19 protein-coding genes and 3 CRISPR repeat arrays are annotated in these 22285 nt (G+C 47.6%); of the genes, 18 read left to right on the forward strand and 1 reads right to left on the reverse strand.

All coding sequences use genetic code 11. From position 1 onward, the window contains the following. Positions 1 to 270: 270 nt before the first annotated feature. The 12 genes from PEPTYR26121_RS04360 (at position 271) to PEPTYR26121_RS04415 (ending at position 15282) form a co-directional block, all read left to right on the forward strand. Complete coding sequence (locus PEPTYR26121_RS04360) at positions 271 to 1026, forward strand: MgtC/SapB family protein (RefSeq protein ID WP_180499623.1); 756 nt, start codon at positions 271 to 273, stop codon at positions 1024 to 1026. A gap of 93 nt (positions 1027 to 1119) precedes the next feature. Further along, entirely contained in the window at positions 1120 to 2973 is a 1854-nt protein-coding gene (locus PEPTYR26121_RS04365) for an LTA synthase family protein (protein ID WP_180499625.1), read from the forward strand. Positions 2974 to 3017: 44 nt separating this feature from the next. Further along, positions 3018 to 3527, forward strand: coding sequence for a macro domain-containing protein (locus PEPTYR26121_RS04370; RefSeq protein WP_180499627.1), 510 nt, complete (start codon positions 3018 to 3020; stop codon positions 3525 to 3527). A gap of 26 nt (positions 3528 to 3553) precedes the next feature. Next, on the forward strand, positions 3554 to 6301 hold the full coding sequence (gene cas3 / locus PEPTYR26121_RS04375; RefSeq protein ID WP_180499629.1) for a CRISPR-associated helicase Cas3': 2748 nt from the start codon (positions 3554 to 3556) through the stop codon (positions 6299 to 6301). A gap of 3 nt (positions 6302 to 6304) precedes the next feature. Then, the gene (locus PEPTYR26121_RS04380) at positions 6305 to 8023 is read left to right on the forward strand and encodes a type I-E CRISPR-associated protein Cse1/CasA (protein WP_180499631.1); all 1719 of its coding nucleotides are present in this window, start codon (positions 6305 to 6307) and stop codon (positions 8021 to 8023) included. A gap of 1 nt (position 8024) precedes the next feature. Beyond that, entirely contained in the window at positions 8025 to 8624 is a 600-nt protein-coding gene (gene casB, locus PEPTYR26121_RS04385; protein ID WP_180499632.1) for a type I-E CRISPR-associated protein Cse2/CasB, read from the forward strand. Continuing rightward, entirely contained in the window at positions 8617 to 9693 is a 1077-nt protein-coding gene (gene cas7e, locus PEPTYR26121_RS04390) for a type I-E CRISPR-associated protein Cas7/Cse4/CasC (RefSeq protein WP_180499634.1), read from the forward strand. Before casB ends, cas7e begins: the two co-directional genes overlap by 8 nt. A 10-nt stretch (positions 9694 to 9703) precedes the next feature. Further along, positions 9704 to 10384: a type I-E CRISPR-associated protein Cas5/CasD gene (gene cas5e / locus PEPTYR26121_RS04395; protein ID WP_246285895.1), complete on the forward strand. Its 681-nt coding sequence runs from the start codon at positions 9704 to 9706 to the stop codon at positions 10382 to 10384. 9 nt (positions 10385 to 10393) lie between these two features. Next, entirely contained in the window at positions 10394 to 11038 is a 645-nt protein-coding gene (gene cas6e, locus PEPTYR26121_RS04400; RefSeq protein WP_180499636.1) for a type I-E CRISPR-associated protein Cas6/Cse3/CasE, read from the forward strand. Further along, positions 11035 to 11988 carry a type I-E CRISPR-associated endonuclease Cas1e gene (gene cas1e / locus PEPTYR26121_RS04405; protein ID WP_343045214.1) on the forward strand — a complete coding sequence of 318 codons (954 nt, stop codon included), beginning with the start codon at positions 11035 to 11037 and terminating at the stop codon, positions 11986 to 11988. Before cas6e ends, cas1e begins: the two co-directional genes overlap by 4 nt. 7 nt (positions 11989 to 11995) lie before the next feature. Beyond that, positions 11996 to 12904 carry a type I-E CRISPR-associated endoribonuclease Cas2e gene (gene cas2e / locus PEPTYR26121_RS04410; protein WP_281359984.1) on the forward strand — a complete coding sequence of 303 codons (909 nt, stop codon included), beginning with the start codon at positions 11996 to 11998 and terminating at the stop codon, positions 12902 to 12904. Between the two features lie 13 nt (positions 12905 to 12917). Further along, a CRISPR array of direct repeats spans positions 12918 to 13191; the repeat unit is 29 nt; unit sequence AACCTACCCGCACACGCGGGGGTGATCCT. A 91-nt stretch (positions 13192 to 13282) separates the two neighbouring features. After that, positions 13283 to 14046: a CRISPR direct-repeat array (repeat unit 29 nt; unit sequence AACCTACCCGCACACGCGGGGGTGATCCT). Between the two features lie 91 nt (positions 14047 to 14137). Beyond that, positions 14138 to 14960: direct repeats of the CRISPR family, unit length 29 nt; unit sequence AACCTACCCGCACACGCGGGGGTGATCCT. Positions 14961 to 15033: 73 nt separating this feature from the next. Next, positions 15034 to 15282: a hypothetical protein gene (locus PEPTYR26121_RS04415; RefSeq protein WP_180499640.1), complete on the forward strand. Its 249-nt coding sequence runs from the start codon at positions 15034 to 15036 to the stop codon at positions 15280 to 15282. Positions 15283 to 15383: 101 nt separating this feature from the next. Here PEPTYR26121_RS04415 and PEPTYR26121_RS04420 read toward each other — a convergent pair whose 3' ends face one another. Next, positions 15384 to 16235: a pirin family protein gene (locus PEPTYR26121_RS04420; protein WP_180499642.1), complete on the reverse strand. Its 852-nt coding sequence runs from the start codon at positions 16233 to 16235 to the stop codon at positions 15384 to 15386. A gap of 147 nt (positions 16236 to 16382) precedes the next feature. Between PEPTYR26121_RS04420 and PEPTYR26121_RS04425 the strand changes: the two genes are divergently transcribed. From PEPTYR26121_RS04425 to PEPTYR26121_RS04450, 6 genes are all read left to right on the forward strand, one after another. Beyond that, positions 16383 to 16823 carry a universal stress protein gene (locus PEPTYR26121_RS04425; RefSeq protein WP_180499645.1) on the forward strand — a complete coding sequence of 147 codons (441 nt, stop codon included), beginning with the start codon at positions 16383 to 16385 and terminating at the stop codon, positions 16821 to 16823. A gap of 82 nt (positions 16824 to 16905) precedes the next feature. Next, a complete protein-coding gene (locus tag PEPTYR26121_RS04430; RefSeq protein ID WP_180499647.1) occupies positions 16906 to 17901 on the forward strand; it encodes an ornithine cyclodeaminase family protein in 996 nt (331 codons plus the stop codon). 112 nt (positions 17902 to 18013) lie between these two features. After that, positions 18014 to 18934, forward strand: coding sequence for a cysteine synthase A (gene cysK, locus PEPTYR26121_RS04435; protein WP_281359983.1), 921 nt, complete (start codon positions 18014 to 18016; stop codon positions 18932 to 18934). Between the two features lie 2 nt (positions 18935 to 18936). Beyond that, positions 18937 to 19455: a serine O-acetyltransferase gene (cysE, locus tag PEPTYR26121_RS04440; protein WP_180499649.1), complete on the forward strand. Its 519-nt coding sequence runs from the start codon at positions 18937 to 18939 to the stop codon at positions 19453 to 19455. A gap of 114 nt (positions 19456 to 19569) precedes the next feature. Beyond that, positions 19570 to 21018, forward strand: coding sequence for a carbon starvation CstA family protein (locus PEPTYR26121_RS04445; RefSeq protein WP_180499651.1), 1449 nt, complete (start codon positions 19570 to 19572; stop codon positions 21016 to 21018). A 145-nt stretch (positions 21019 to 21163) separates the two neighbouring features. Continuing rightward, positions 21164 to 22195, forward strand: a complete 1032-nt coding sequence (locus PEPTYR26121_RS04450) for a zinc-ribbon domain-containing protein (protein WP_180499653.1) — start codon at positions 21164 to 21166, stop codon at positions 22193 to 22195. Positions 22196 to 22285 lie beyond the last annotated feature (90 nt).

The following is a 22285-nucleotide window of genomic DNA, read 5'->3' on the forward strand; positions in this document are numbered from 1 at the left end:
TCGCTATACCGGCCCTGCGATCGCCATCGTGACCTTCGGAGGGGTGATCGACGATCTTTCCCTCGTACCTGAAAGCTTATAAATTTATAATTCATGAAAAGGGCCGGCGGACGTCGGCTTTTTTATTGGGGAAGATGTCGCCGAAAATGAAGGCGAAAGATGAGAGGGAAGCAGTGCCCGAGTGGTTGACAAATTTAAGACGATCAGGTAATGTAAAATCCATATTACAAATGTAAAATCTATATTACATAAGAAAGGTACGTCGTTACTATGTTATCTACATTTGAAGTTTTCTTACGTCTTTTCGCCGCCACAGTGGCAGGTGGGGTTATCGGCATCGAGCGGGAGCGCCACAGTCAGCCGGCGGGCTTTCGCACCCATATTCTCGTTACCCTGGGTGCGGCGCTTATTATGATTATTTCCACTACAAAATATGCGCCGGGAACCGTTCGAAACGATCCCATGCGGTTGGCAAGTCAGGTGGTCAGCGGTATCGGTTTTCTGGGCGCAGGCACCATTTTAAAAGAGGGCCCCACCATTCGCGGCCTTACATCGGCGACGGGGCTATGGGTTTGCGCCGCCATCGGCTTGGCCTTCGGCGCGGGAATGTATCGAGAAGGGGTGCTCACGGCGGGCTTCGCCTTTTTAACCCTGACGGTCTTAATTCGTTGGGAGCGCAAGCTTTTTAAAGAAAAGTTCAAAAAACAAGATCTCATTAAAGTGGGTACGGCATCGGAAGAAAGTTATTTGGAACTTTACATTGTGCGAGATCTTTCCAAGGGACTTGTGGAAGACATTGAAGATGCCCTTCGAGATCACCAAATGCTCGTCGCTCGCGTTCATATTAATCGCGGTACGCCGCCGAAAGAAGTAGACATAGGCGATCGAGGGATTTTAGAATTTACTATCCTTCCCGAAGCCTATCAGGCCCGTGAACGAATGGATGGTTGCCTCCGAAAGCTCCAATCCCTTCCCGGTGTGGAATCGGTAGGCGTCAGCGTCGCCGATTTAAGGGGAAATGTATAAGGTCCGAAAGGGCCTTTTTTATATTTTCGGGAGAGTGCAAATTTATTAAGCTATGGTAAAATACTAGTAATATAGAAAGAGGGGCGACGGACCGTGGCAAAACAAAAAAAGAATAAGGCAATGCCATTTGTTATTTTATTCATACTCAGCGCGATCATTATGATCATGACCTTTATCTTCGGATCGGGGGAAGGGGAATTACAGAGCGCGCTATTGAGCAGCTATTTCCGCGATCCTCTGCTCCTCGCTATGAACCTGATCCCTATTGTCGTCGTATTCTTACTTATTTATAGCTTGAGCGGCAGATTGTATCTGGGATTTTTTATTACATCGGTTATCTTTTTCGCCATTTCCATCGTGCAGAAATTCAAGATGATCTATCGAGACGAGCCCTTTATGATTCCCGAAATCGTCCTCTTCAGGGAATCGGTCATGATGAAGGGAAATTACAATATTTCCATCTTTACGTCAAACCCGGCGGCGGTGGTCTCTCTTTTGTCCATTCTCGCCATCAGCTTTATTCTCTTTAAGCTCTATCCCAAACCCTGGTGCGGAAAAACTCGTCGAAGAACTCTTATTGCCACAGTGGCAGGAGCGGTAGTACTGTTCCAAGGTTTTACCGGCCCCTACTTTAATCCTGAAGTTTATACGAAGGTCGGAGACGACGAGATCATCAATATTTATAACGGCGGAGAAGTGTATCAATCCAAGGGCTTAGCCTATCCCTTTTTATTTACTGGGCGTATGCTCCTCGGCAATCGGCCGCCGGATTACGATAAAAAACTGGCCGCTATGCTTTGGGAAGAATACAACGATCCCGCCATACCGGAAGATAAAAAAGTGCACGTCGTATCGGTAATGTTGGAATCTTTCGCCGATTTCAGTATTTACGACGGAGCGCCCATCGCCCCCGATGTCTACGAAAACTTTCATCGCATTCAGAAAGAAGGTCTTAGCGGCCGCCTTGTAGACGATATTTTCGGCGGCGGCACAGTGAATACGGAGCGGGGCTTTTTAACCGGCTACTCCGGAGCCAATCATTACGGATCGGTTCATTACTTAAAAGACACCCACTCCCATGTCCGTCATATGAAAAACAACGGCTATATAACAGAAGCCCTCCACCCGATAAAAGGTTGGTTTTACAGCCGTTCCAACATTAATCCCCGCCTGGGATTCGACGATTACCTCTGCTACGAAAATTACTTTAAACCCATCGAAGAGGAATTCGATCGGGATTACGGCTATACGCGAGACGATCACTTCTTCCCCGAAGTGGAAAAAAGATTGAACAAAGCGGCGGAAGAGGGGAATTACTACTTCAGCTACGCCCTGACCTATCAAGGTCACGGTCCTTACGCCGATTACGGAGAGAGCGACAGAGATTATATCGAGCCCTTAAACGGCGAGCGAGGAAAAGACTGGAGCATTATCAACCATTACCTTTCGGATATTGCCGCCACAGATAAAGCCCTGGGTGCCTTTGTAGAAAGCCTGCGAAACAATCCCGAGCCCATCGTCCTCGTCTTTTTCGGCGATCATAAACCCTGGCTCGGAGAGGGGGAAAGCGGCTACCATACCCTTGGAATCAATATCGATCAATCCACCCTCGAAGGCATGCTGAACTATTACACAACCCCCTATGTTATCTGGGCGAACCCGGCGGCCAAGGCGAAACTCGGAAAAGAATTTGAAGGACAAGGACCAGACCTCAGTCCCTTCCTCTTAATGAATTATCTCTATACCACCATGGGCTGGCCGAAAGACGCCATGATGCAAATGCAAGACCATTACCTGAAAGGCGTTACCGTCTATCACGATCCCTTCGTAAGGCGAGACGGAGCCTATTTGAACCTGAACGACGATGGGAAACTAATGGAAAACATTCGAGACTATCGCGCCATGGAATATTACCGGGCGAGCAAACGAATCAAAGACAAAAACTAAGCCCTTACATATGTAAGGGCTTTCTTTAAAGAAAGGAGAAGATTATGGGAACGATCAAAACAGTAAAAGGCGACATCACCACTCAAAGAGTGGACGCCATCGTCAACGCCGCCAATGAAAGGCTGATGCGAGGGGGCGGCGTTTGCGGCGCCATCTTCGCCGCGGCAGGAGCTGCAAAACTGCAAAAAGCCTGCGACGCCATCGGTTATTGTGCCACGGGAGATGCGGTGATCACCGAAGGCTTCGATCTCCCCGCAAGCTATATCATCCACACCGCCGGCCCCGTGTGGCACGGCGGAGAGGCGGGAGAAGAAGCAAAACTCGCCTCCTGCTACACGCACTCCCTGGAAGTGGCGGAAACGAAAGGCTTAAAAACCGTGGCCTTCCCCTCCATTTCCACGGGCATCTTCGGATATCCCACAGAAAAAGCCGCCAAAACCGCTGTCAAGGCAGTGAAGGACTATGTAAAAGATAAAGACATGGAGGTCCTCTGGGTGCTCTTCGATGAGGAAACGAAAAAAGTGTACGACGAGGTGTTGGGAGAAGAGGAATAGATAAAAAAGTCGGATAGGAGAGGTAAATGGAAGCAAGAGAAGCCTTGTGGGCAAAAAAAGATGAGGTTTCCGGTGAACTTAAGTGGTTGCCATTAATGCAGCATTTGGAAGATACGGTAGGCATCGCTATCCAACTTTGGAATCATTGGCTTTCGGAGGGCACTAGGCAAACTATTTGCAATGGAGCCTCTATAAGTGATGATCAGGCAGTCAACCTGGTAGCGTTTTTAGCCGCAAGTCACGATATCGGGAAAGCGACACCTGTTTTCCAGACGATGAAAAGCTATCAAAACTCGACGAGTCTCGATGATATATTAATAGAGCGGCTTGAAAAGGTTGGCTTTATGGATCTATCAAATTTAGTGCTGGCGACCAAGTCGGCAGTGCACCATACGGTAGCAGGTGAAAAAATCTTACGTGATTTCGGCGTCGCTCCGGGCATCGCCTCTATTGTTGGTGGACACCATGGAAAACCCTTAGACAATAGTGTGATCCTGGATGAGCAGATAGCCTATGAAGCGTATTATTATCAAAAGAGTGATCCGTCGAGCGAAAGTCATTTATTATGGAAAAAAGTTCAGCGCGAAATTTTCGAATACGCAATGGATGAGGGGAGGTACCGATCGGTAGAAGAGATTCCCATCGTCCCTCAGGCTTATCTTGTTTTACTGTCCGGTTTGATCATTATGGCTGACTGGATTGCAAGCAATGCATATTACTTTCCGCTCATCGGTATTGAAGAGGAAAAAGTGGAAGATGCAGAGAAACGGAAAGAAAGAGGATGGGATTTTTGGGAACAAAGCGATCTGTGGCAGCCCGAGTTAAATGTAGAGATTGACGAACTTTACTTTAATCGCTTCGATTTTTATCCGAGAGTGGAGCAGGAAATCTTTTCTGAAGTGATTTCAGAAGCGGATGAACCGGGCCTCTTTATATTTGAAGCCCCTATGGGAAAGGGAAAGACAGAAGCGGCCCTTATCGGAGCGGAGCAGCTGGCAGCAAAAACAGGAAGGAGCGGATTGTTTTTCGGACTCCCCACTCAAGCCACATCGAATAGTATGTTTACGAGAATTGAAGATTGGTTGGAGCGTACAGTGCAAGGCACGGCTTCAATACAACTAGCCCACGGAAAAGCATCATTAAACAATGCGTACTCGAAATTAGAGGGGAAGGGTCGATCCATCGATGTGGATAGCGATGAAAACGGAGCGGTTATCGCCAATGCGTGGTTTCGTGGTAAAAAAACAACGGCATTGGATGATTTTGTCGTCGGAACGGTGGACCAGTTTTTGCTGGCTTCATTAAAGCAAAAGCACCTTGCATTGCGCCATTTGGGATTCAGCAAAAAAGTAGTAGTAATCGATGAAGTTCACGCCTACGATGCGTATATGAGCGAATACTTACTCGAGTCTATTGCCTGGATGGGAGCCTACGATGTGCCCGTGATTATTCTTTCGGCGACATTGCCGGCCAAAAAGCGGGAGGCTATGGTGAAGGCTTACCTAAAAGGAAAAGGCTTTAAATGGAGAGAGGACAAACTTCCGGAAGGAGGATTAAAAGGAGAAGAATATCCTTTGATTACCTATACTGACGGAAAAGATATATGTCAATTTAGAGATTTTCCCGCTTCGGAGAATAGGAGGATTTCCCTAACTCCCCTGAAAGAAGAAGAAATTTACAATGTAATCGACGAATTGGTCGCACCCGGTGGTGTATTGGGCATTGTCGTCAATACTGTCGGTCGGGCGCAAAAAATCGGTAGGGAACTGATAGAACGTTATGGCGAGGAGGCTGTAAGCATACTGCATTCGTCTTTTACGGCTGCGGATCGGGTAAAAAAAGAAAATGAGCTGATTGAAAGCATAGGAAAAGAAGGTACTAAACAAGGCGTGCGGCCGCGGCAAAAAATCATTGTCGGTACTCAGGTCATCGAGCAGTCTTTGGATATCGATTTCGATGCTATGATCTCCGATTTGGCACCTATGGACCTATTAATTCAAAGAATGGGGAGATTACATCGCCATCAAGAGACGGTTCGTCCCGAGCATATCTGCGACGCGAAGCTATATATTATGGGCATGTCGGAAGATGACTATGAACCGGGATCGAAATACATTTACGGGGAGTACTTGCTTAGAGAAACAAAAAGCAATTTACCCGATGTATTCATGCTCCCCGAGGATATTTCGCCTCTTGTACAAAAAGTGTATGGAGGGCTCGAGAACGTGTCGGAATTAGAGACCGATGATCTTAAGCTGCAATTTCTTCATGAAATAAATCAAAAGAAGGACAATGCCGGTGTATTTAGACTCTCGTCGCCGAAGCGAATAATCAGAAGGAAAAGAGACGGAACGCTGACAGGGTGGTTGAAAAATGACTTAAAAGGTGCTACGGAGGAGGGCGCATATGGTCGCGTGCGGGATATCGACGAGTCTTTGGAAGTGATACTTTTAAAGAAGAAGGAAAACGATTACGGTTTTTTTGAAGACGATCGAGATGTATCGAATGCAGTGGGAGATCCCGCCGTCGCCATGGCCGTCGCTTCTCATACTATTCAACTGCCAAAAAAAGTTGTCGGATACGGTGGAAAGGCCATGGATAAGACCATTGACTTTTTGGAGAAACATACCCTACAATATTTTATAGATTGGCAAGAGGACCCTTGGTTAAAAGGATCTCTGGCTATCCTTTTCAATGAAGACAAAACGTTTTCACTCAATGGATATCTTTTGCGCTACGATACGCTTTACGGGCTGACCTATGAAGGGATGTGAGGAATGGCACGATTTAATTTAATCGATGAACCTTGGATTCGTGTTGTTACGGATTTAAATGGAGAAACGGAAGAAGTTTCACTAAGAGAACTATTTCAAAATGCGCATCTTTATGTCGGATTAGCCGGGGACATGAAGACTCAAGACTTTGCCCTACTACGCTTATTGTTAGCGATTCTTCATACGGTGTTTTCTCGCGTCGATGCATGGGGCGAAGTTTATGAATGGATTAAACTTGATAATAACTTTCGCCAATTGAATGAAGTCAATGAAGATTATATGGAAGGTTATGCCGGTGCACTTTACAAATCGTGGAACGATCTTTGGAATATCGGGCAATTTCCAAAGGTGGTCGTAGATTATTTGGAGGCCTGGTACGATCGCTTTTACTTATTTGATGAAGAGTATCCATTTTATCAAGTAAACATAAAAGTTCTTTCTGAGAATAAACTTAATCAAAAATCTCCCACCTTAATTGACGGGAAAAATATTAATCGAAGAATCTCGGAAAGCGGAAATAAAAAAGTATTATTTTCTCCGAAAAATCGTTACGAAGAATATAGTGATCTGCTTTCGGAGCCTGAACTTGCGAGATGGCTCATAGCATATCAAAACTACTCTAATAAATCTGATAAAGCTGTTTTTGGGAAAGGATATGATGTAGGAGTTTCCAAAGGGTGGGCTTTTGAACTAGGAGGAATATATCTTAAGGGAGATAATTTATTTGAATCTCTTCTGCTCAATTTAACTCTCGTTAGACAAGATCAAGAAGAAAGCCTCTATTCTCAAAAGCCATGTTGGGAATTTGATCCCGAGAATCTCATTGAAAGATACCTTCGAGGGAGTTCGGATCCCCGAGCTGTTGACAATTTGGCAGAACTTTACACTGTATGGAGTCGCGCGATCTACATTAACCCGTCAATAGATATGAGTAAAAAATTTCAATTTGAAGTTGTAAAGCTTCCGAATATTCAGATCATGGATTATTTTATTGAACCGATGACCTTATGGAAACTAAATAAGACGGGGACTGATCGCGGTCACACAACACCATATGTTCACAAAGAGGAAAGGTCTCTTTGGCGATCTTTCGGCTTGCTCAGCGGAGATAATGATGAGAGAACGCCCGGTATTATACAATGGGTGAGGAATGAGGAGATCAAGGATGCGCTTGACTTAAAACAAGTATGTGTAGTAGCTGTAAGCATGATTTGGGGCGGAAACCCAACTTCTCAAATTCCCGTAAATGAAGTGGTGGATACTTTGTTGCTACACGAAAGATTACTTACAGATCTATCGGAAAATGGATGGGAACAACGCATTAGAGATGTTGTCGACCTTACCAATCAAATTGTTCACAGTACTTATGGTCATTTTCTTTACGATATAGAAGATATTCGAAATTTAAAAAACAGCGGATTCGCCTCTAAAGAACTGGCGCGGTTCTATTATGCCATCGATCATCCTTTTAGAGAGTGGATTGCCTCCATTGAACCTGATGAAGATCGGGAAGTACAGTTGAACGAGTGGAAAAAGAGACTTAAGAGGTTGGTTAAGCGCGAGGCCGATCGTCTCGTCGCGCAGATGGGTCCAAGGGATTTTACAGGACGAATGTGTGAAGGAGGTGGCGCAGAAAGCGAAGGTCATTATAAAAACATCGCCATTTCATACAACACGTTTATCTATTTTTTAAAGAAACAGTTAGATATTAAGGAGGGGTGATATGGGATCAAAAATAAACAAAGGAATGCAGGTTCAAATGGTCGTAGATAATATGATTGCCGTGTTGGAACAATCTCTGGGCACATCTGCAGGACGCGCCAATCTGGCGAATCTTCGAAATTCGATCGGTAAACCGTTGTCGCAGTCCGTTGAGGTTTGGCCTTTAGTTTACGGCTTTATGCCGGATCATTTTTTGGGAGACGGAACAAAAATTACCTTTCAGGAGCGGGCCGTTTTTACGAGCTTAGGGTTATATGCCCTCCATCAGCAAGGAAAGAGTCAAACAGTTGCATTACGAGAAGAAAACAGGCGAAGTATCGGACAATCTTTTAAACAGATGCGTACAGAAGAAGACTCCAAAGCTGTGGATCGGCGCTTCAATGCCCTGGTTACGTCCCAAACTTATGAAGAATTGGTTCATTATTTACGTCAAATGATCGGTCTTTTAAAGGCAAAGACGGAAACTCAAATAGATTACGGTAGATTGGCACAGGATCTCTATTGGTTCCAAAGAGGATATGGGGAGAAATTGCGCCTTTCCTGGGCGAGAGCTTATTATTGTGTAGAAGGAAATAAAAAAGGAGCTGAAGACGATGAATAACCAACGATTATTTGTAGATGTGCACGCCATTCAAACGGTGCCCCCTTCCAATATGAACCGCGATGATACGGGGAGTCCGAAGACCGCCCTTTATGGAGGAGTACGTCGTGCGCGAGTAAGTTCTCAAGCGTGGAAAAGAGCTATTCGGCAATATTTTAATGAACAAGGTGAGAGTTCCAATGTAGGGGTTCGTACAAAACAAGTAGTCGATTACGTCGCCAAGAAAAGGATAGACTTAGATCCTGAAAAAAGTGAGGAAGAAGCAGTCGAGTTAGCGGCAAAAACCTTTGAGAGGTTGGATATAAAAACAAGCCTAGTTGATGAAAGAATGAAAACACAGGTTCTTATTTTTCTAGGAGATGCACAGGCAGAAGCTCTGGCAGAAGCAGCTCTCTCAGGGGTGAAAGATAAAAAGCAATTGCAGGCTATTTTCAAGAAAAATCCCGCTGTGGACATTGCCCTTTTTGGTCGAATGGTAGCCAAAGCTCCCTCTTTAAAGGAAGAAGCATCATGCCAGATAGCCCATGCCATCTCTACTCACGGTGTCCAAACGGAATTCGATTTTTTTACAGCCGTCGACGATATGGCGTCGGAGGATAATGCAGGGGCGGGCATGCTCGGTACAGTGGAGTACAACTCCTCTACCCTTTACCGATATGGAAACATAGCGGCCCATGAGCTCCTCAAAAAACTCGGCGATAAAGAGCAGACGATCCGGTCGATTTGCCTTTTTATAGAATCTTTCGTCAATGCCATGCCTACGGGGAAAATCAATACATTTGCCAATCAAACCCTGCCGCAAGCCCTCGTCGTTGCTCTGAGAAAAGATCGTCCGGTGAATCTTGTAAGTGCATATGAAGAGCCCGTGCGCTCCTCTTCCGGTTATGCTAAACACTCAATCGATAAGCTTTTCGACGAAATGAACAAAGCGGAAACTTTTGTGCAGCCCGCCGGAGAAGTACTTTATTTGAATACTCTTAGTAATCAAGGACCGGAAACGGGAAAGAAAGACAATCTGCATGATCTTCTAGAAAGTTTAGCGACGAGCTTGGAACAGGCGATAGATTAGAGGTGAAAAAGTGAAGACGATCCTGCTAAAATTAGCCGGGCCGATGCAATCCTACGGCACGTCGTCGCATTTTGAAACGAGAGAAACCGATCCCCATCCATCGAAAAGTGCGATTATCGGCATGGTAGCAGCAGCCCTAGGTTACCGGCGTAGCGAAACCGAAAAGATTCGGGCATTAAATCGACTGAAATTTGCTGTACGGGTCGACCGAGTAGGTGAACTCTTAAAAGACTATCACATTGTTGAAAGATATAAACCAACTGGGAAGATAGACACAACACATGTGACGTATCGTTACTATCTCGAAGATGCAATCTTCGTTGTGGCTCTGGGCAGTGACGACGGGGCACTGATCGAGCAGATCGAACGAGCGATCGAATCCCCCTATTTTCAGATTTATTTAGGAAGACGAAGCTTGCCGCCGACTTACGATTTTTATCTGGAGACGGTTAAAAGCGATCCTATCGAAGCTCTTAGAAACTATCCGCTACAAGACCGCCGCTCTAAAAATAAAGAAGAAACCGTCACCCTTTACGGTGACCTCGATCTGATGCCGTCTCGAGCGTCGAGATTGAGAAATGATCATGTCCTATCCTTTGATCCGAGAGGGAGAACATTCGGTTTTCGTGGAGAGGGATCGATGGAAATAAAGCTTAACACTAAAGAGCACGACGCATTTGGCGCAGTATAGGAGGATGTCATGTATTTGACGAGAGTCATGCTCGATGTTGAAAACGGAAGAAAAATGAAACATGCATCCCATATTGGAGCTATTCACAGTATTATTGAAAATAGTTTTCCCGACGAAAAACAAAGAGAAATCCGTACAAGGAAATTATGGCGCATCGATCATTTGAATGGTAAGCGCTATATCCTGATTGCAAGTGAGAAAGCGCCTAATCCCGAAGCCTTAGAAGCCATAGGAGTAGCGGGAAGCATTCAAACAAAAGACTATGAACCATTTTTAAACAGCCTGGAAAATGGAATGAAAGCGCGCTTTCGAGTAAAGCTTAACCCCGTCTGGTCGTCCAGAGAGGGAAAAGCCACAGGAGAGCGGGGGCGAGTGGTTCCCGTTCCCGACGGCGAGCAAAAACAATACCTATACGACCGAGCCGAAAAAAACGGCTTTTCCCTAGAAGAGACAGACTACGAGATCGTAGAGCGCGGCGTCGAACTTTATCGAAAAAAAGGGCAGCGAGATATTTATCTTAAAAAAGCTATTTATGAAGGCACACTGACCATTACCGATAAAAAGAAAATAGAGCGAGTGCTACGGGAGGGCATAGGCAAGAAAAAAGCATACGGCTTCGGGCTGATGACCCTTATCCCCATGGACAGATCATGATTGAAAAAACCTTCGGCGCACAAAAGGCCGAACTTAAAGAATTGCCGAGAATAGGCGATAGAGTAAGCTTTCTTTATATTGAGCATGCTGTCATTAATCGAAAAGACAGCGCCCTTTCAGTGACCGATCGCCGAGGCATTGTCTACGTACCTGTCGCTATGATCGGCGTACTGTTACTGGGGCCGGGTACCGACATTACTCATCGTGCCATGGAGATACTCGGCGATGTAGGCACGAGCGTATTGTGGGTGGGCGAACGAGGCGTGAGACAATACGCTCACGGCCGTGCCCTTGCTCGTTCAACACGGATGCTGGAAAAACAGGCAGCCCTTGTTACCAATCGCAGAAAAAGATTGGAGGTTGCGCGTAAAATGTATCAAATGCGCTTTTCCGGAGAAGAGACCGATGACCTTACCATGCAGCAACTAAGAGGACGAGAAGGGGCGAGAGTGCGAAGTACCTACCGCAAGTATTCAAAGAAATATGATGTCGCCTGGGATAAGAGAACCTATGATCCTGACAACTTCCACGACGGAAATGCGGTAAATCAGGCCCTTTCTTCTGCCAATGTAGCCCTTTACGGGATCGTCCACAGTGTGGTGGCGGCCCTTGGAATGTCACCCGGGCTGGGCTTTGTGCACACGGGTCACGACCTTTCCTTTGTATATGACATTGCAGATCTATATAAAGCGGATCTTACTATACCCCTGGCCTTTAAAATCGCTTCGGAGCATGACGAAGAGGACGATATCGGCGCCATTGCCCGAAGGGCGGTGCGCGATGCCGTAAACGATGGGAAGCTTATGGAGAAAATCGTAAAGGATCTGCAAAAACTCATGGAGGTCGACACGGAAGACCGGTGGGATGCCGAAACCATCAGCTTATGGGATGATAAAGAGCATTTAGTAGCCTATGGCGTGAGCTACAAAGAACACGATAAGGACATGTAGTATGCCGATGACAGTCATTACACTAACTAAAGTGTCTCCGTCGCTTCGAGGAGATCTGACTAAATGGATGCAGGAAATCGCTACAGGTGTTTACGTAGGAAACTTTAACTCGGCTATTCGTGAAAAACTTTGGCAGCGAGTGAAGGACAATTTAAAGACGGGAGAAGCTACCCTAAGTTATAGTTGCCGCAACGAAATAGGATACGATTTCGAGATCGGGCATAGCGGTCGAGAGCGAATCGACTACGACGGAATACCGTTGGTTTTTATAAAGAAAGAGACCTGCGAACCTTCAAAATCCGAAACAAAAAAGAGCTTTAGCCGGGCTGCCAACTTCAGAAAAGCCAAACGCTACGCTGCAGCGGGTAATGTAGAACAATCGAACCATTTTCCCTACATTGTCCTGGACCTGGAGACTGATGGGTTGGATGAAAAAAAGAATAAAATTATAGAAATAGGGATGATAAAAGTAAAGAGCGACGAGAAAGAAACCTTTCATGCTCTTATCGAAAGAGAAGTTACGCTACCGAGAGAAATCATCGGCCTTACGGGTATATCAGATGAACTTCTGAGCAGAGAAGGCATTCCGTTAGAAGAAGCGCTCAGAACCGGGCTCGAGTTTATAGGAGATTATCCCATAGTGGGATATAATGTGGCATTTGATATAGGCTTTATTAATCGAGCCCTTATTGAGATAGGGGAAGATACACTGAAAAATAAGACAATCGACTTAAAACAACTCGTTAAAAAAGAAAAAAGATTTCTTAGGAACTATCAATTGCAAACAGTCATAAAAGACTATAATATGGATCAGAAAGTACCGCATCGCGCCTTGGAAGATGCCGAACTGATAGCGGAGCTTGCCACGAAAGTGAATGAATTTTCAAAAATTCAAAAAGGAGATGGCTTAAAATAAGGGATCCTTAACTAACCTACCCGCACACGCGGGGGTGATCCTGCTACAATTACACGCTAAGAAAGTAACATTCCAACCTACCCGCACACGCGGGGGTGATCCTTTTTCGCCGTTCCTCGACGCTCGCACCGTTTGAACCTACCCGCACACGCGGGGGTGATCCTAAGGAAAGGCGAAAGCCGAGAAACAAAAAGGAAACCTACCCGCACACGCGGGGGTGATCCTCATAATTTACGCCTTTATAAAATAGATTTTATAACCTACCCGCACACGCGGGGGTGATCCTACGGACTGGTTGGCTGGCTTGGCGATAAAGAAAACCTACCCGCACACGCGGGGTGATCCTATAACGGAGTTGAGGCACGATAGGGACCGCTTAACCTACCCGCACACGCGGGGGTGATCCTAATAATTGCCGCGATCTTTCGCCGTTCCCGATAACCTACCCGCACACGCGGGGGTGATCCTTGATATGAAACGGCGGGTAATTTTCCCCTTCTAACCTACCCGCACACGCGGGGGTGATCCCACAAAGGAGACATGATATGAAAACATTAGGAGAACCTACCCGCACACGCGGGGGTGATCCTTGCCTCGCTAGAGGGTATGCAGTTTACTCGCTAACCTACCCGCACACGCGGGGGTGATCCTTATAGATTTCATCTATCATATTAATCGTTGCAAACCTACCCGCACACGCGGGGGTGATCCCTCGGGGTGTATCAACTTCAATACGATCGACAAAAACCTACCCGCACACGCGGGGGTGATCCTTACGATAGTCAGCTTGGCCAAATAGAGGGATAAACCTACCCGCACACGCGGGGGTGATCCTTTGGGACCGGAAAAAGAATTAGAGCTGGTTATTAACCTACCCGCACACGCGGGGGTGATCCTAAAAGCCGTCGCCCATTTTGCGATAGTGTCAAAACCTACCCGCACACGCGGGGGTGATCCTATTTTAACAACAAAAAAGGCGGAAGCCTGAAAAACCTACCCGCACACGCGGGGGTGATCCTAAATATATGGACTATAAGTTACTGATTTGAATAACCTACCCGCACACGCGGGGGTGATCCTGAATTTGGTAGTATTAGGCGGCAATGTTTGCGAACCTACCCGCACACGCGGGGGTGATCCCAATACCCCTCTTTTTTAGTTAGCGAAAAAATAAACCTACCCGCACACGCGGGGTGATCCTATAACGGAGTTGAGGCACGATAGGGACCGCTTAACCTACCCGCACACGCGGGGGTGATCCTCGGACCTACCCGCAATTAAACGGCAAGATTTTAACCTACCCGCACACGCGGGGGTGATCCTAATTTACTAGACGACTTCCCCGAGGGCGTGCAAACCTACCCGCACACGCGGGGGTGATCCTAGTCTTCTATCGCTCTAAATTGAGCGTCAATGAACCTACCCGCACACGCGGGGGTGATCCTGCCTAAAATATCTTGCTTTGTAAGCGGTTTATTAACCTACCCGCACACGCGGGGGTGATCCTCAACTCTCCAATTGCCGCTTCCTTCTCTTTGAGACCTACCCGCACACGCGGGGGTGATCCCTGGGCGTATCCAAAGAGCATCTCGTCGACTTTAACCTACCCGCACACGCGGGGGTGATCCTATGTTCCAGCGATTTCTGCCGGTCCTCGATGGAACCTACCCGCACACGCGGGGGTGATCCCGGTTTATGGATCAATTATCGGAGCTCATCGAGAACCTACCCGCACACGCGGGGGTGATCCTCGGACCTACCCGCAATTAAACGGCAAGATTTTAACCTACCCGCACACGCGGGGGTGATCCTATCGTCGGCTTGTCGAGAGTGTTGGGGATCTCAACCTACCCGCACACGCGGGGATGATCCTAATAAGCTTTTACTCTGCTCCGCGATCAAGGGAACCTACCCGCACAAGCGGGGATGATCCTGCCATTGTACTGACAAGCGCGACACTCGGTTTAACCTACCTGCACACGCGGGGGTGATCCTACTAAATAGTGAGTGATGTTATTTCAATAAGAAACCTACCCGCACACGCGGAGGAAAGTCTAGCATGGGTATCATAGGTCAAAGAATATAAACGGACATCAGAGATTTCTACTAGGAGGATATACGGTGGACAAATGCTAAATATGAAAAATGTAAGGAAAGAAAGTAATTACATTTTTACAGATTATTATCCTGAGGACTGGGGAGAGTTTGGAACAGTATCTGTTAATTGTAATGACTTAGATGATTATGAAATCAGCCTTAGTCCGAAGGATAATAGGGAGTATAGTGGCTATCCTTATGCGGTTAACGCACTGAATGCTCTTAGGGATATGGCTAAAGGGGGAAGAGAAATTGAAGATTGCCTCGTTATGTGGTATTAGTTCAATTTTTAAGTTTTATTCCACTTAATCTATCGACACAATAAAAGACCCCGAGGGTTCGATTTTATATCCAACGCTTGGGGTCTTTGTATTATTCGAATTTATTTATTCATATGAATGGCATCTTTTATAAAGGTGCCTTTTTTTATTTCATCGTATGCCCGGTCCAGTTCTTCTTCCGTGTTCATGACGATGGGGCCGGGACGCCAGGCGATCGGTTCTTTAATCGGATCCGATATAAAGACGAGGACGGCGATTTCTTCCCCGGTCTTGTTGTCGATGGCAAGGGTGTCGCCCGAGTTTAAGATGGCGGCGCGGAAGTTTTCGATTCTCTCTCCCTCCACTTCCGCTTCGCCGATAAGGGTGAAGAGGGTAATGGAGCGGTCTTCATCTACTGCCATTTCAAATTTTTTACCGGGATCAATGTGCACATCGTAATAATCTACGGGTTGGTATTTTGAAATATAGCCTTTGTTGTCTTCGTAGCGGCCGGCGAGGAGGCGGAGTGTGCCGCCGTCGAAGGGGATTTCTTTAATCTCTTCGGAGCGGATAGGCGTGTAGGCGGGTTCCGCCATTTTGTCTTCCGCCTTCATATTGAGCCAAAGCTGTACGCCGAAAAGACGCTCCACCGGCGGAAGTTTTTCTTCGTGGAGTATACCGCTTCCCGAGGTCATCCATTGGACGCCGCCGTCTGAAATGGCGTCTTCGTTTCCGAGGGAGTCTCTGTGGACCATGGTGCCTTTATAAACATAGGAAATGGTCTCGATTCCTCTGTGGGGGTGCATGGGAAAGCCCGCCGTGTATTTCTCAGGATCGGTAGCATCGAAGGCATCGAGGAGCAGAAGGGGATCGCTGTCGTGCATAGTGTGGCGACTTAAAACATGAGTTAAGTGGACGCCGGCGCCGTCGACGCCGGGTTCGCCTGCCACGATTCGTTTCACAGTTCTGTTCATTCTATATTCCTTTCTTTTTGTTTTACATCTTATATAAGATATATACTCCGGGGCTTAGAATTTAAACATGGGGAAATAACGGCTCTTCTTCAAATTATCGTTTTATCTTACTAAATTCGTGGTATACTACATACAAGGAGGGGTAGTATGTATAATAAAATTTTAGTACCTATTGACGGATCGAGAGATTCCTATTGTGCATTAAAGGAAGCTGAACTTTTAGCGCAAGCTTTTAATTCGAAACTTATCATCCTCACAGTTTTAACTGATACCAATATTATCGAGCATTATCCCGGCGATTTCCTTACCACGGACTTTAAAAAGGCGCAAGCGGTTCGCGGGGAAAATATTTTAGAAAAAGCGAAAGAACAGATTCAATACGATGGCGACGTGGAAACCTGCTACCGCGTAGGGCGCGCATCGGAAGAGATTATCGCCTGTGCGGAAGAAAACGAGGTGAATTTAATCGTAATGGGCAGTCGCGGTTTAGGCGGTTTTTCCAGAACCCTTCTGGGCTCTGTATCCGACAGGGTTTTAAATGCCGCCAAGGTGCCGGTATTGATCAATAAAGAAACTTGCCGTATTTAACAGAGGCCCCGCTTCCACGTGGGGCTTTTGTTTTGCGGCTTTTTTTGATTATAATAAATTAGTTTATTTTTGGAGGTGACCTGTGAAGGTTTTAGTATTGACGGCAGAAGAAGTTTCCCGATCCATGTCGGTGAGGGATGTTATTGAAGCGGATAAATCCGCCATGGGCTATTATTCGTCGAAGAAGACGTATATTCCCCTGCGCACGAATTTAGATGTAAAAAAATCCGAAGGTCAGGCGCTTTTTATGCCCGGTTTAATCGAAGGGGAAGATGCCTTGGGCGTGAAGATCATCGCCGTGTACCCGAAGAATGCGGAAAAGGACATGCCCTCCGTACCGGCGACCATGGTTATGATGGATGCTGAAACGGGCTTTGTAAAGGCAATTATGGACGGAACGGAGCTTACCCGCATGCGCACCGGCGGGCTGAGCGGCGCGGCTACCGATCTCCTCGCGAGAGAGGATGCGGAGGTTTTCGTCTTAATCGGCACCGGTGGCCAAGCCAAGAGCCAACTGGAATCGGTTCTCGCCGTGCGCCCCATTAAAAAGGCCTATGTTTTCAATCGCAAGCAAGAAAAAGCGGAGGCTTTCGTGGAATCGGTAAAAGAAGACATGAAGGCATACGGCGCGGAACTTATCGGCATTTCCGATCTCGCGCCGGTGATTCCGGAGGCGGATATTATTACGGCGGTCACTACGGCTACCTCTCCCGTTTTCGACGGCGAACTCGTGAAGCCCGGTTGCCATATTAACGGCGTCGGCGCCTACACTCCCGAGATGGTCGAGTTGCCACCTGAAATCGTCGCCCGGGCGGACAAGGTGTATTTAGATACTATCGACGGCGTCATGCACGAGGCGGGAGATTTAATGAAGCCTGTGGAAGACGGGCTCGTCTCACGGGAAAAGGTGGAACACGAAATCGGCGAAGTGGTCCTCGGCAATTTGAAGGGCCGTGAAAGTGACGATGAGATCACCCTCTTTAAATCTACGGGATCCGCCGTCTTCGATATTGTCGTCGGCGAAAAAGTTTACCAAATGGCGAAGGAAAAGGGCATCGGCCGGGAGATCCAATTATAATAAAAGCGCTTCGGCGCTTTTTTTATGCTTCATATTGTAAAAATGGCGTATTTTGTAATTGAATTATGTATAAAAAGTGTCGTTACGGTTTACAGCCTGAAGGATAAGCGTTATGATGATTAGGCAATTCGAAGTAGAAAGGTTGGATATGATCATGAATATAATCGAAACTATCGGAAACACTCCTCTCGTACAACTTAAAATGGGTGACGGACGCATTTACGCCAAGCTTGAAAAGAACAATCCGGCGGCGAGTATTAAAGACCGCATCGCCTACGCCATGGTAAAAGATGCCATCGATCGCGGCGAATTGAAGCCCGGCATGAAGATCGTCGAGCCCACGAGCGGCAACACGGGTATCGCTCTTTCTTTGATCGGAAAGCAATTAGGCTATGATGTGACCATCGTCATGCCCGCTTCCATGAGCGACGAGCGCAAGGCGTTGATTCGTTCCTTCGGCGCAGAGCTTCTCTTGGTGGAAGAAGGGGGTATGCAGGCAGCGGTAGACAAGGCGAAGGAACTGGCCGCTACGGGAGAATATTACATGCCCGATCAATTCTCCAATCCCTCCAATCCTAAAATGCATGAAGAAACAACGGGCCCGGAAATTTTAAAAGCCTTGGATTCCGTGGACGTATTTGTAGCGGGTATCGGCACCGGCGGCACGGTCACCGGCGTGGGACGGGCGCTGAAGGCGAAGAATAAAGATACTTTCGTCGTAGGCATCGAGCCGGCGGAAAGCCCTCTTCTGACGGAAGGTAAGGCGGGTGGCCACAAAATTCAAGGGATCGGCGCCAACTTTATTCCCGGAAACTACGATCCCGAAGTGGTCGATGAGGTCATGACCGTCACGGGCGAAGAGGCTCTCGACATGGCACGCCGTTTAAGCGCGGAAGAAGGTTTGAGCGTGGGCATTTCCGCAGGGAGCAATGTGGCGGCCGCCCTTAAACTCGCCGAGCGCTATGAAGGCAACATCGTCACCGTTTTACCCGATGCGGCGGAACGTTATATGTCCACCGATCTTTTTAAATAGACATGCTGTTTAGAAGGCGGAGAAAAATCGCGGAGGTCATCTTACAGAAAGACCCCGCGTGTCGAAACCTCTTCGAGGCTATGTTTCTTTACCCGGTGGTGCCCGCTCTTTTAAGCCACGAGCGGGCCCATCGCCTCTACTTAAAAGGCCACACCACCTTGGCCCGCTGGCTTTCCCATAGAAGCCGCAAAAAAACCGGCATCGAGATTCATCCGGGGGCTCAAATCGGCGAGAGGCTCTTTATCGACCACGGCATGGGTGTGGTGATCGGCGAGACGGCGGTCATCGGCGACGATGTCACCATTTATCACGGTGTCACCTTAGGCGGCCGGGGAAAGAGCAAGACCAAGCGCCACCCTACCATCGGCGATCGAGCGCTCCTCGGGGCGGGATCCACCATACTCGGTCCCATTGTCGTCGGCGACGATGCGAAAGTAGGTGCCGGCGCCGTAGTCTTAGATCCCGTGCCGGCTCACGCTACGGTGGTGGGGATCCCCGGCGAGGTGGCCCGTCAGCGCTAAAAAACCATCCTGTGTTTGATACGATGGTTTTCTTTACGATTTTCGGTTGCTATCGATTTGTTTTTCACATACAATAGATCGAGTAGTCATAAATAACAGTAATTAGGAGGAACTATGTCATTATTTTTAATCGGCCTGGTCATCCTCGCAGTCGGCGGTTTTTTCTACGGACGCTTCGTGGAAAAAATCTTCGGTCCCGACGACCGAAAAACGCCTGCCACGCGTATGGCGGACGGCGTCGACTATGTGGAAATGTCTAAAGGCAGAAATTCGTTAATTGAACTTTTAAACATTGCGGGAACGGGCCCCATTTTAGGCCCGATCCAAGGGATTCTCTTCGGACCGGTGGCCTTTTTAACCATCCCCATCGTCTGCGTTATCGCAGGGGCGGTACACGACTATTTCATCGGCATGATTTCCATTCGAAACAATGGTTATCAAGTACCCCGCCTCATCGATCGCTACATGGGTAAAAAAGTAAACCGCGTCTACATTGTGGTTATCTGCATCTTAATGCTCTTAACCGGCGTCGTCTTTATTTACACCCCCGGAGATTTAATCGTGAACGACCTTCTCGGGATGGACGTCAACGGCAGTGCCATTTGGTTTGCCTATGCAGGTATTTTGGGGTACTACATTATTGCCACTCTTTTCCCCATCGATAAAATCATCGGGAAAGTCTATCCGATCTTCGGCGCGATCTTAATTCTATCCGCCATCGGTATCTTCTTTGGTGTGATCACCACAGGCGGTGCGGACATGCACACCCTTACGGAGGGTGCGCTCATCGCCAAACATCCCATGGGTCAGCGCTTTATTCCCATCTTCTTTATTACCGTCGCATGCGGTATTTTATCGGGCTTCCACGGTTCTCAGGCGACACTGATTTCCCGTACGACGAAATCCGAATTTGAAGGCCGGGGCATTTTCTACAACTCCATGCTCATCGAAGGCTTTATCGCCATGGTATGGGCCGCCGGCGCCATGATCGTCTTTAACCGCGGCGTGGCATTGGATACCAATGCTACGTTGATGGTAGGTAATATTTCCCGTGAATTTATGGGTAAGATCGGCGGACTCTTCGCCGTTGCCGGCGTTATCGTCCTTCCCATTACATCGGGCGACACGGCCTTCCGCTCTCTGCGCCTCATGGTAGCGGAACAAATCAACTTCGATCAGTCCACGGCGAAAAACCGCGTGATCCTATCCTTGATTCTCTTTATTCCCGCGGTTCTGATTTTGTTCTTCGCAAAATCCAATGCCGAGGGCTTCCAAGTTCTCTGGCGCTACTTCGGCTTCACCAATCAATTGGTCGCCGTCTTCGCCTTAGCCCTCATTACAGTTTATTTGCGCATGCATAAAAAACCCTATATCATCACCCTTATTCCGGGCATGTTCTACGCCTTTATCGTCTCCAGCTACATTGCCAGTGCCGATATCGGGCTGCGCCTTCCCATGAACATTGCCTATGTGGTCGGCGTCGTCGTGGCGATTCTCTTCGCCGTCGGCGTATTAAAACTCGCCGATAAACGGGCGCCGGAAGTGATGAAGACAGAACAATAATGAAAACACCCGCAAGGGTGTTTTTTTATTGCTCTTTTATATTGAAGTTTTTTACAAAACACTATACTATAATCTTATACTGTAAACGTTTTACACAAATCCGTTACATAGTTTCGGTTTTATAAAAGATTTAAAGGAGGCCCTTATGAACTGCTCCCATTGCGGTATGGAAAATGCAGCCGATGCGAAATTTTGTAAATCCTGCGGAACGCCTTTGGCGCCGTCTGAAGAGGAAAAGACGCAGACCATGCCGGCGGTAGATGCCGTGGAGGCTGCCGATTCCATTGCGAGAGAAAACATTGCTCCCGAAGAAGAAGCCTTCGACGACGAGGGCCGGCCGAAAGAAAACAAAAAGAAGATTATCATCGGCGTGGTGGCTGTCTTGGCCGCCATCGCCTTGATCGCCCTCTGTGTCGTGGCCTTTAAATCCACCCAGCGCACCCGGATTCGCAAAGCCGCTGAAAGCGCCATGGAAGATGAAAACTACGATAAGGCTTACGAAGAATATCGCAAGCTTTACGACATCACCCAGAAAGAAAGCGATAAAGAAGACGCCGCCGCAGCCAAGCAATTGGCAAAAGACAAAGCCTCTTTAGAAGCGGCGGACGATGCCTTAAACGACCTCGCCCTCGCCGATGCTTTAGAGCGCTATGTGGCCGTTAAAAAGCACGACAATGAACTGAAGGAAAAGGCGGAAGATGGGATCAGCGCCGTGGTAACGGCGGCGGAAGGTAAGATACGCGCTTTAAACGGAGCCGATGAATTCGACAAAGCATCGGAACTTTTATCCGGCCTACTCGCCGTGGCGCCGGAAAACGGGCGCCTCGTGGCCCTGAAAGAAGAGACGGGTCTCGGAAAGGATAAAAAAGAAGCGGAAGAGACGGCTAAAAAAGTACAGGCCGCCAATGCCGAGGCCAGCGCCTCCAAGGCGAAGGCCAACGCCGCCAAATCGGAAAAACGCGCCTCCGAAGCGAGCCGCATCCTCTACACCACTCAGCGGGTAACGGCGGCTCACGCCAATGTGCGCTCGGGCCCGGGGAAAGGCTATCCCACACTCTATGTACTGGACCGAGGGGCGTCCGTCTACGTTATCGACACCCAGTCCGATTCCGTAAGGACCTGGTGTAATATCGGCGACGGTTGGATTTCCTACCGTACTCTTAATGGCGAATTTTGATAAAGGCACCCGAAGGGGTGCTTTTTTAGTGAAAAGCAATAGTAGTCAGTTTATTTAAACTGAAAAATACAAAGCAGACAGAAAGATTTA

Origin of the sequence: Aedoeadaptatus nemausensis, from assembly GCF_903819165.1 — a bacterium.
Lineage (GTDB): Bacteria > Bacillota > Clostridia > Tissierellales > Peptoniphilaceae > Aedoeadaptatus > Aedoeadaptatus nemausensis.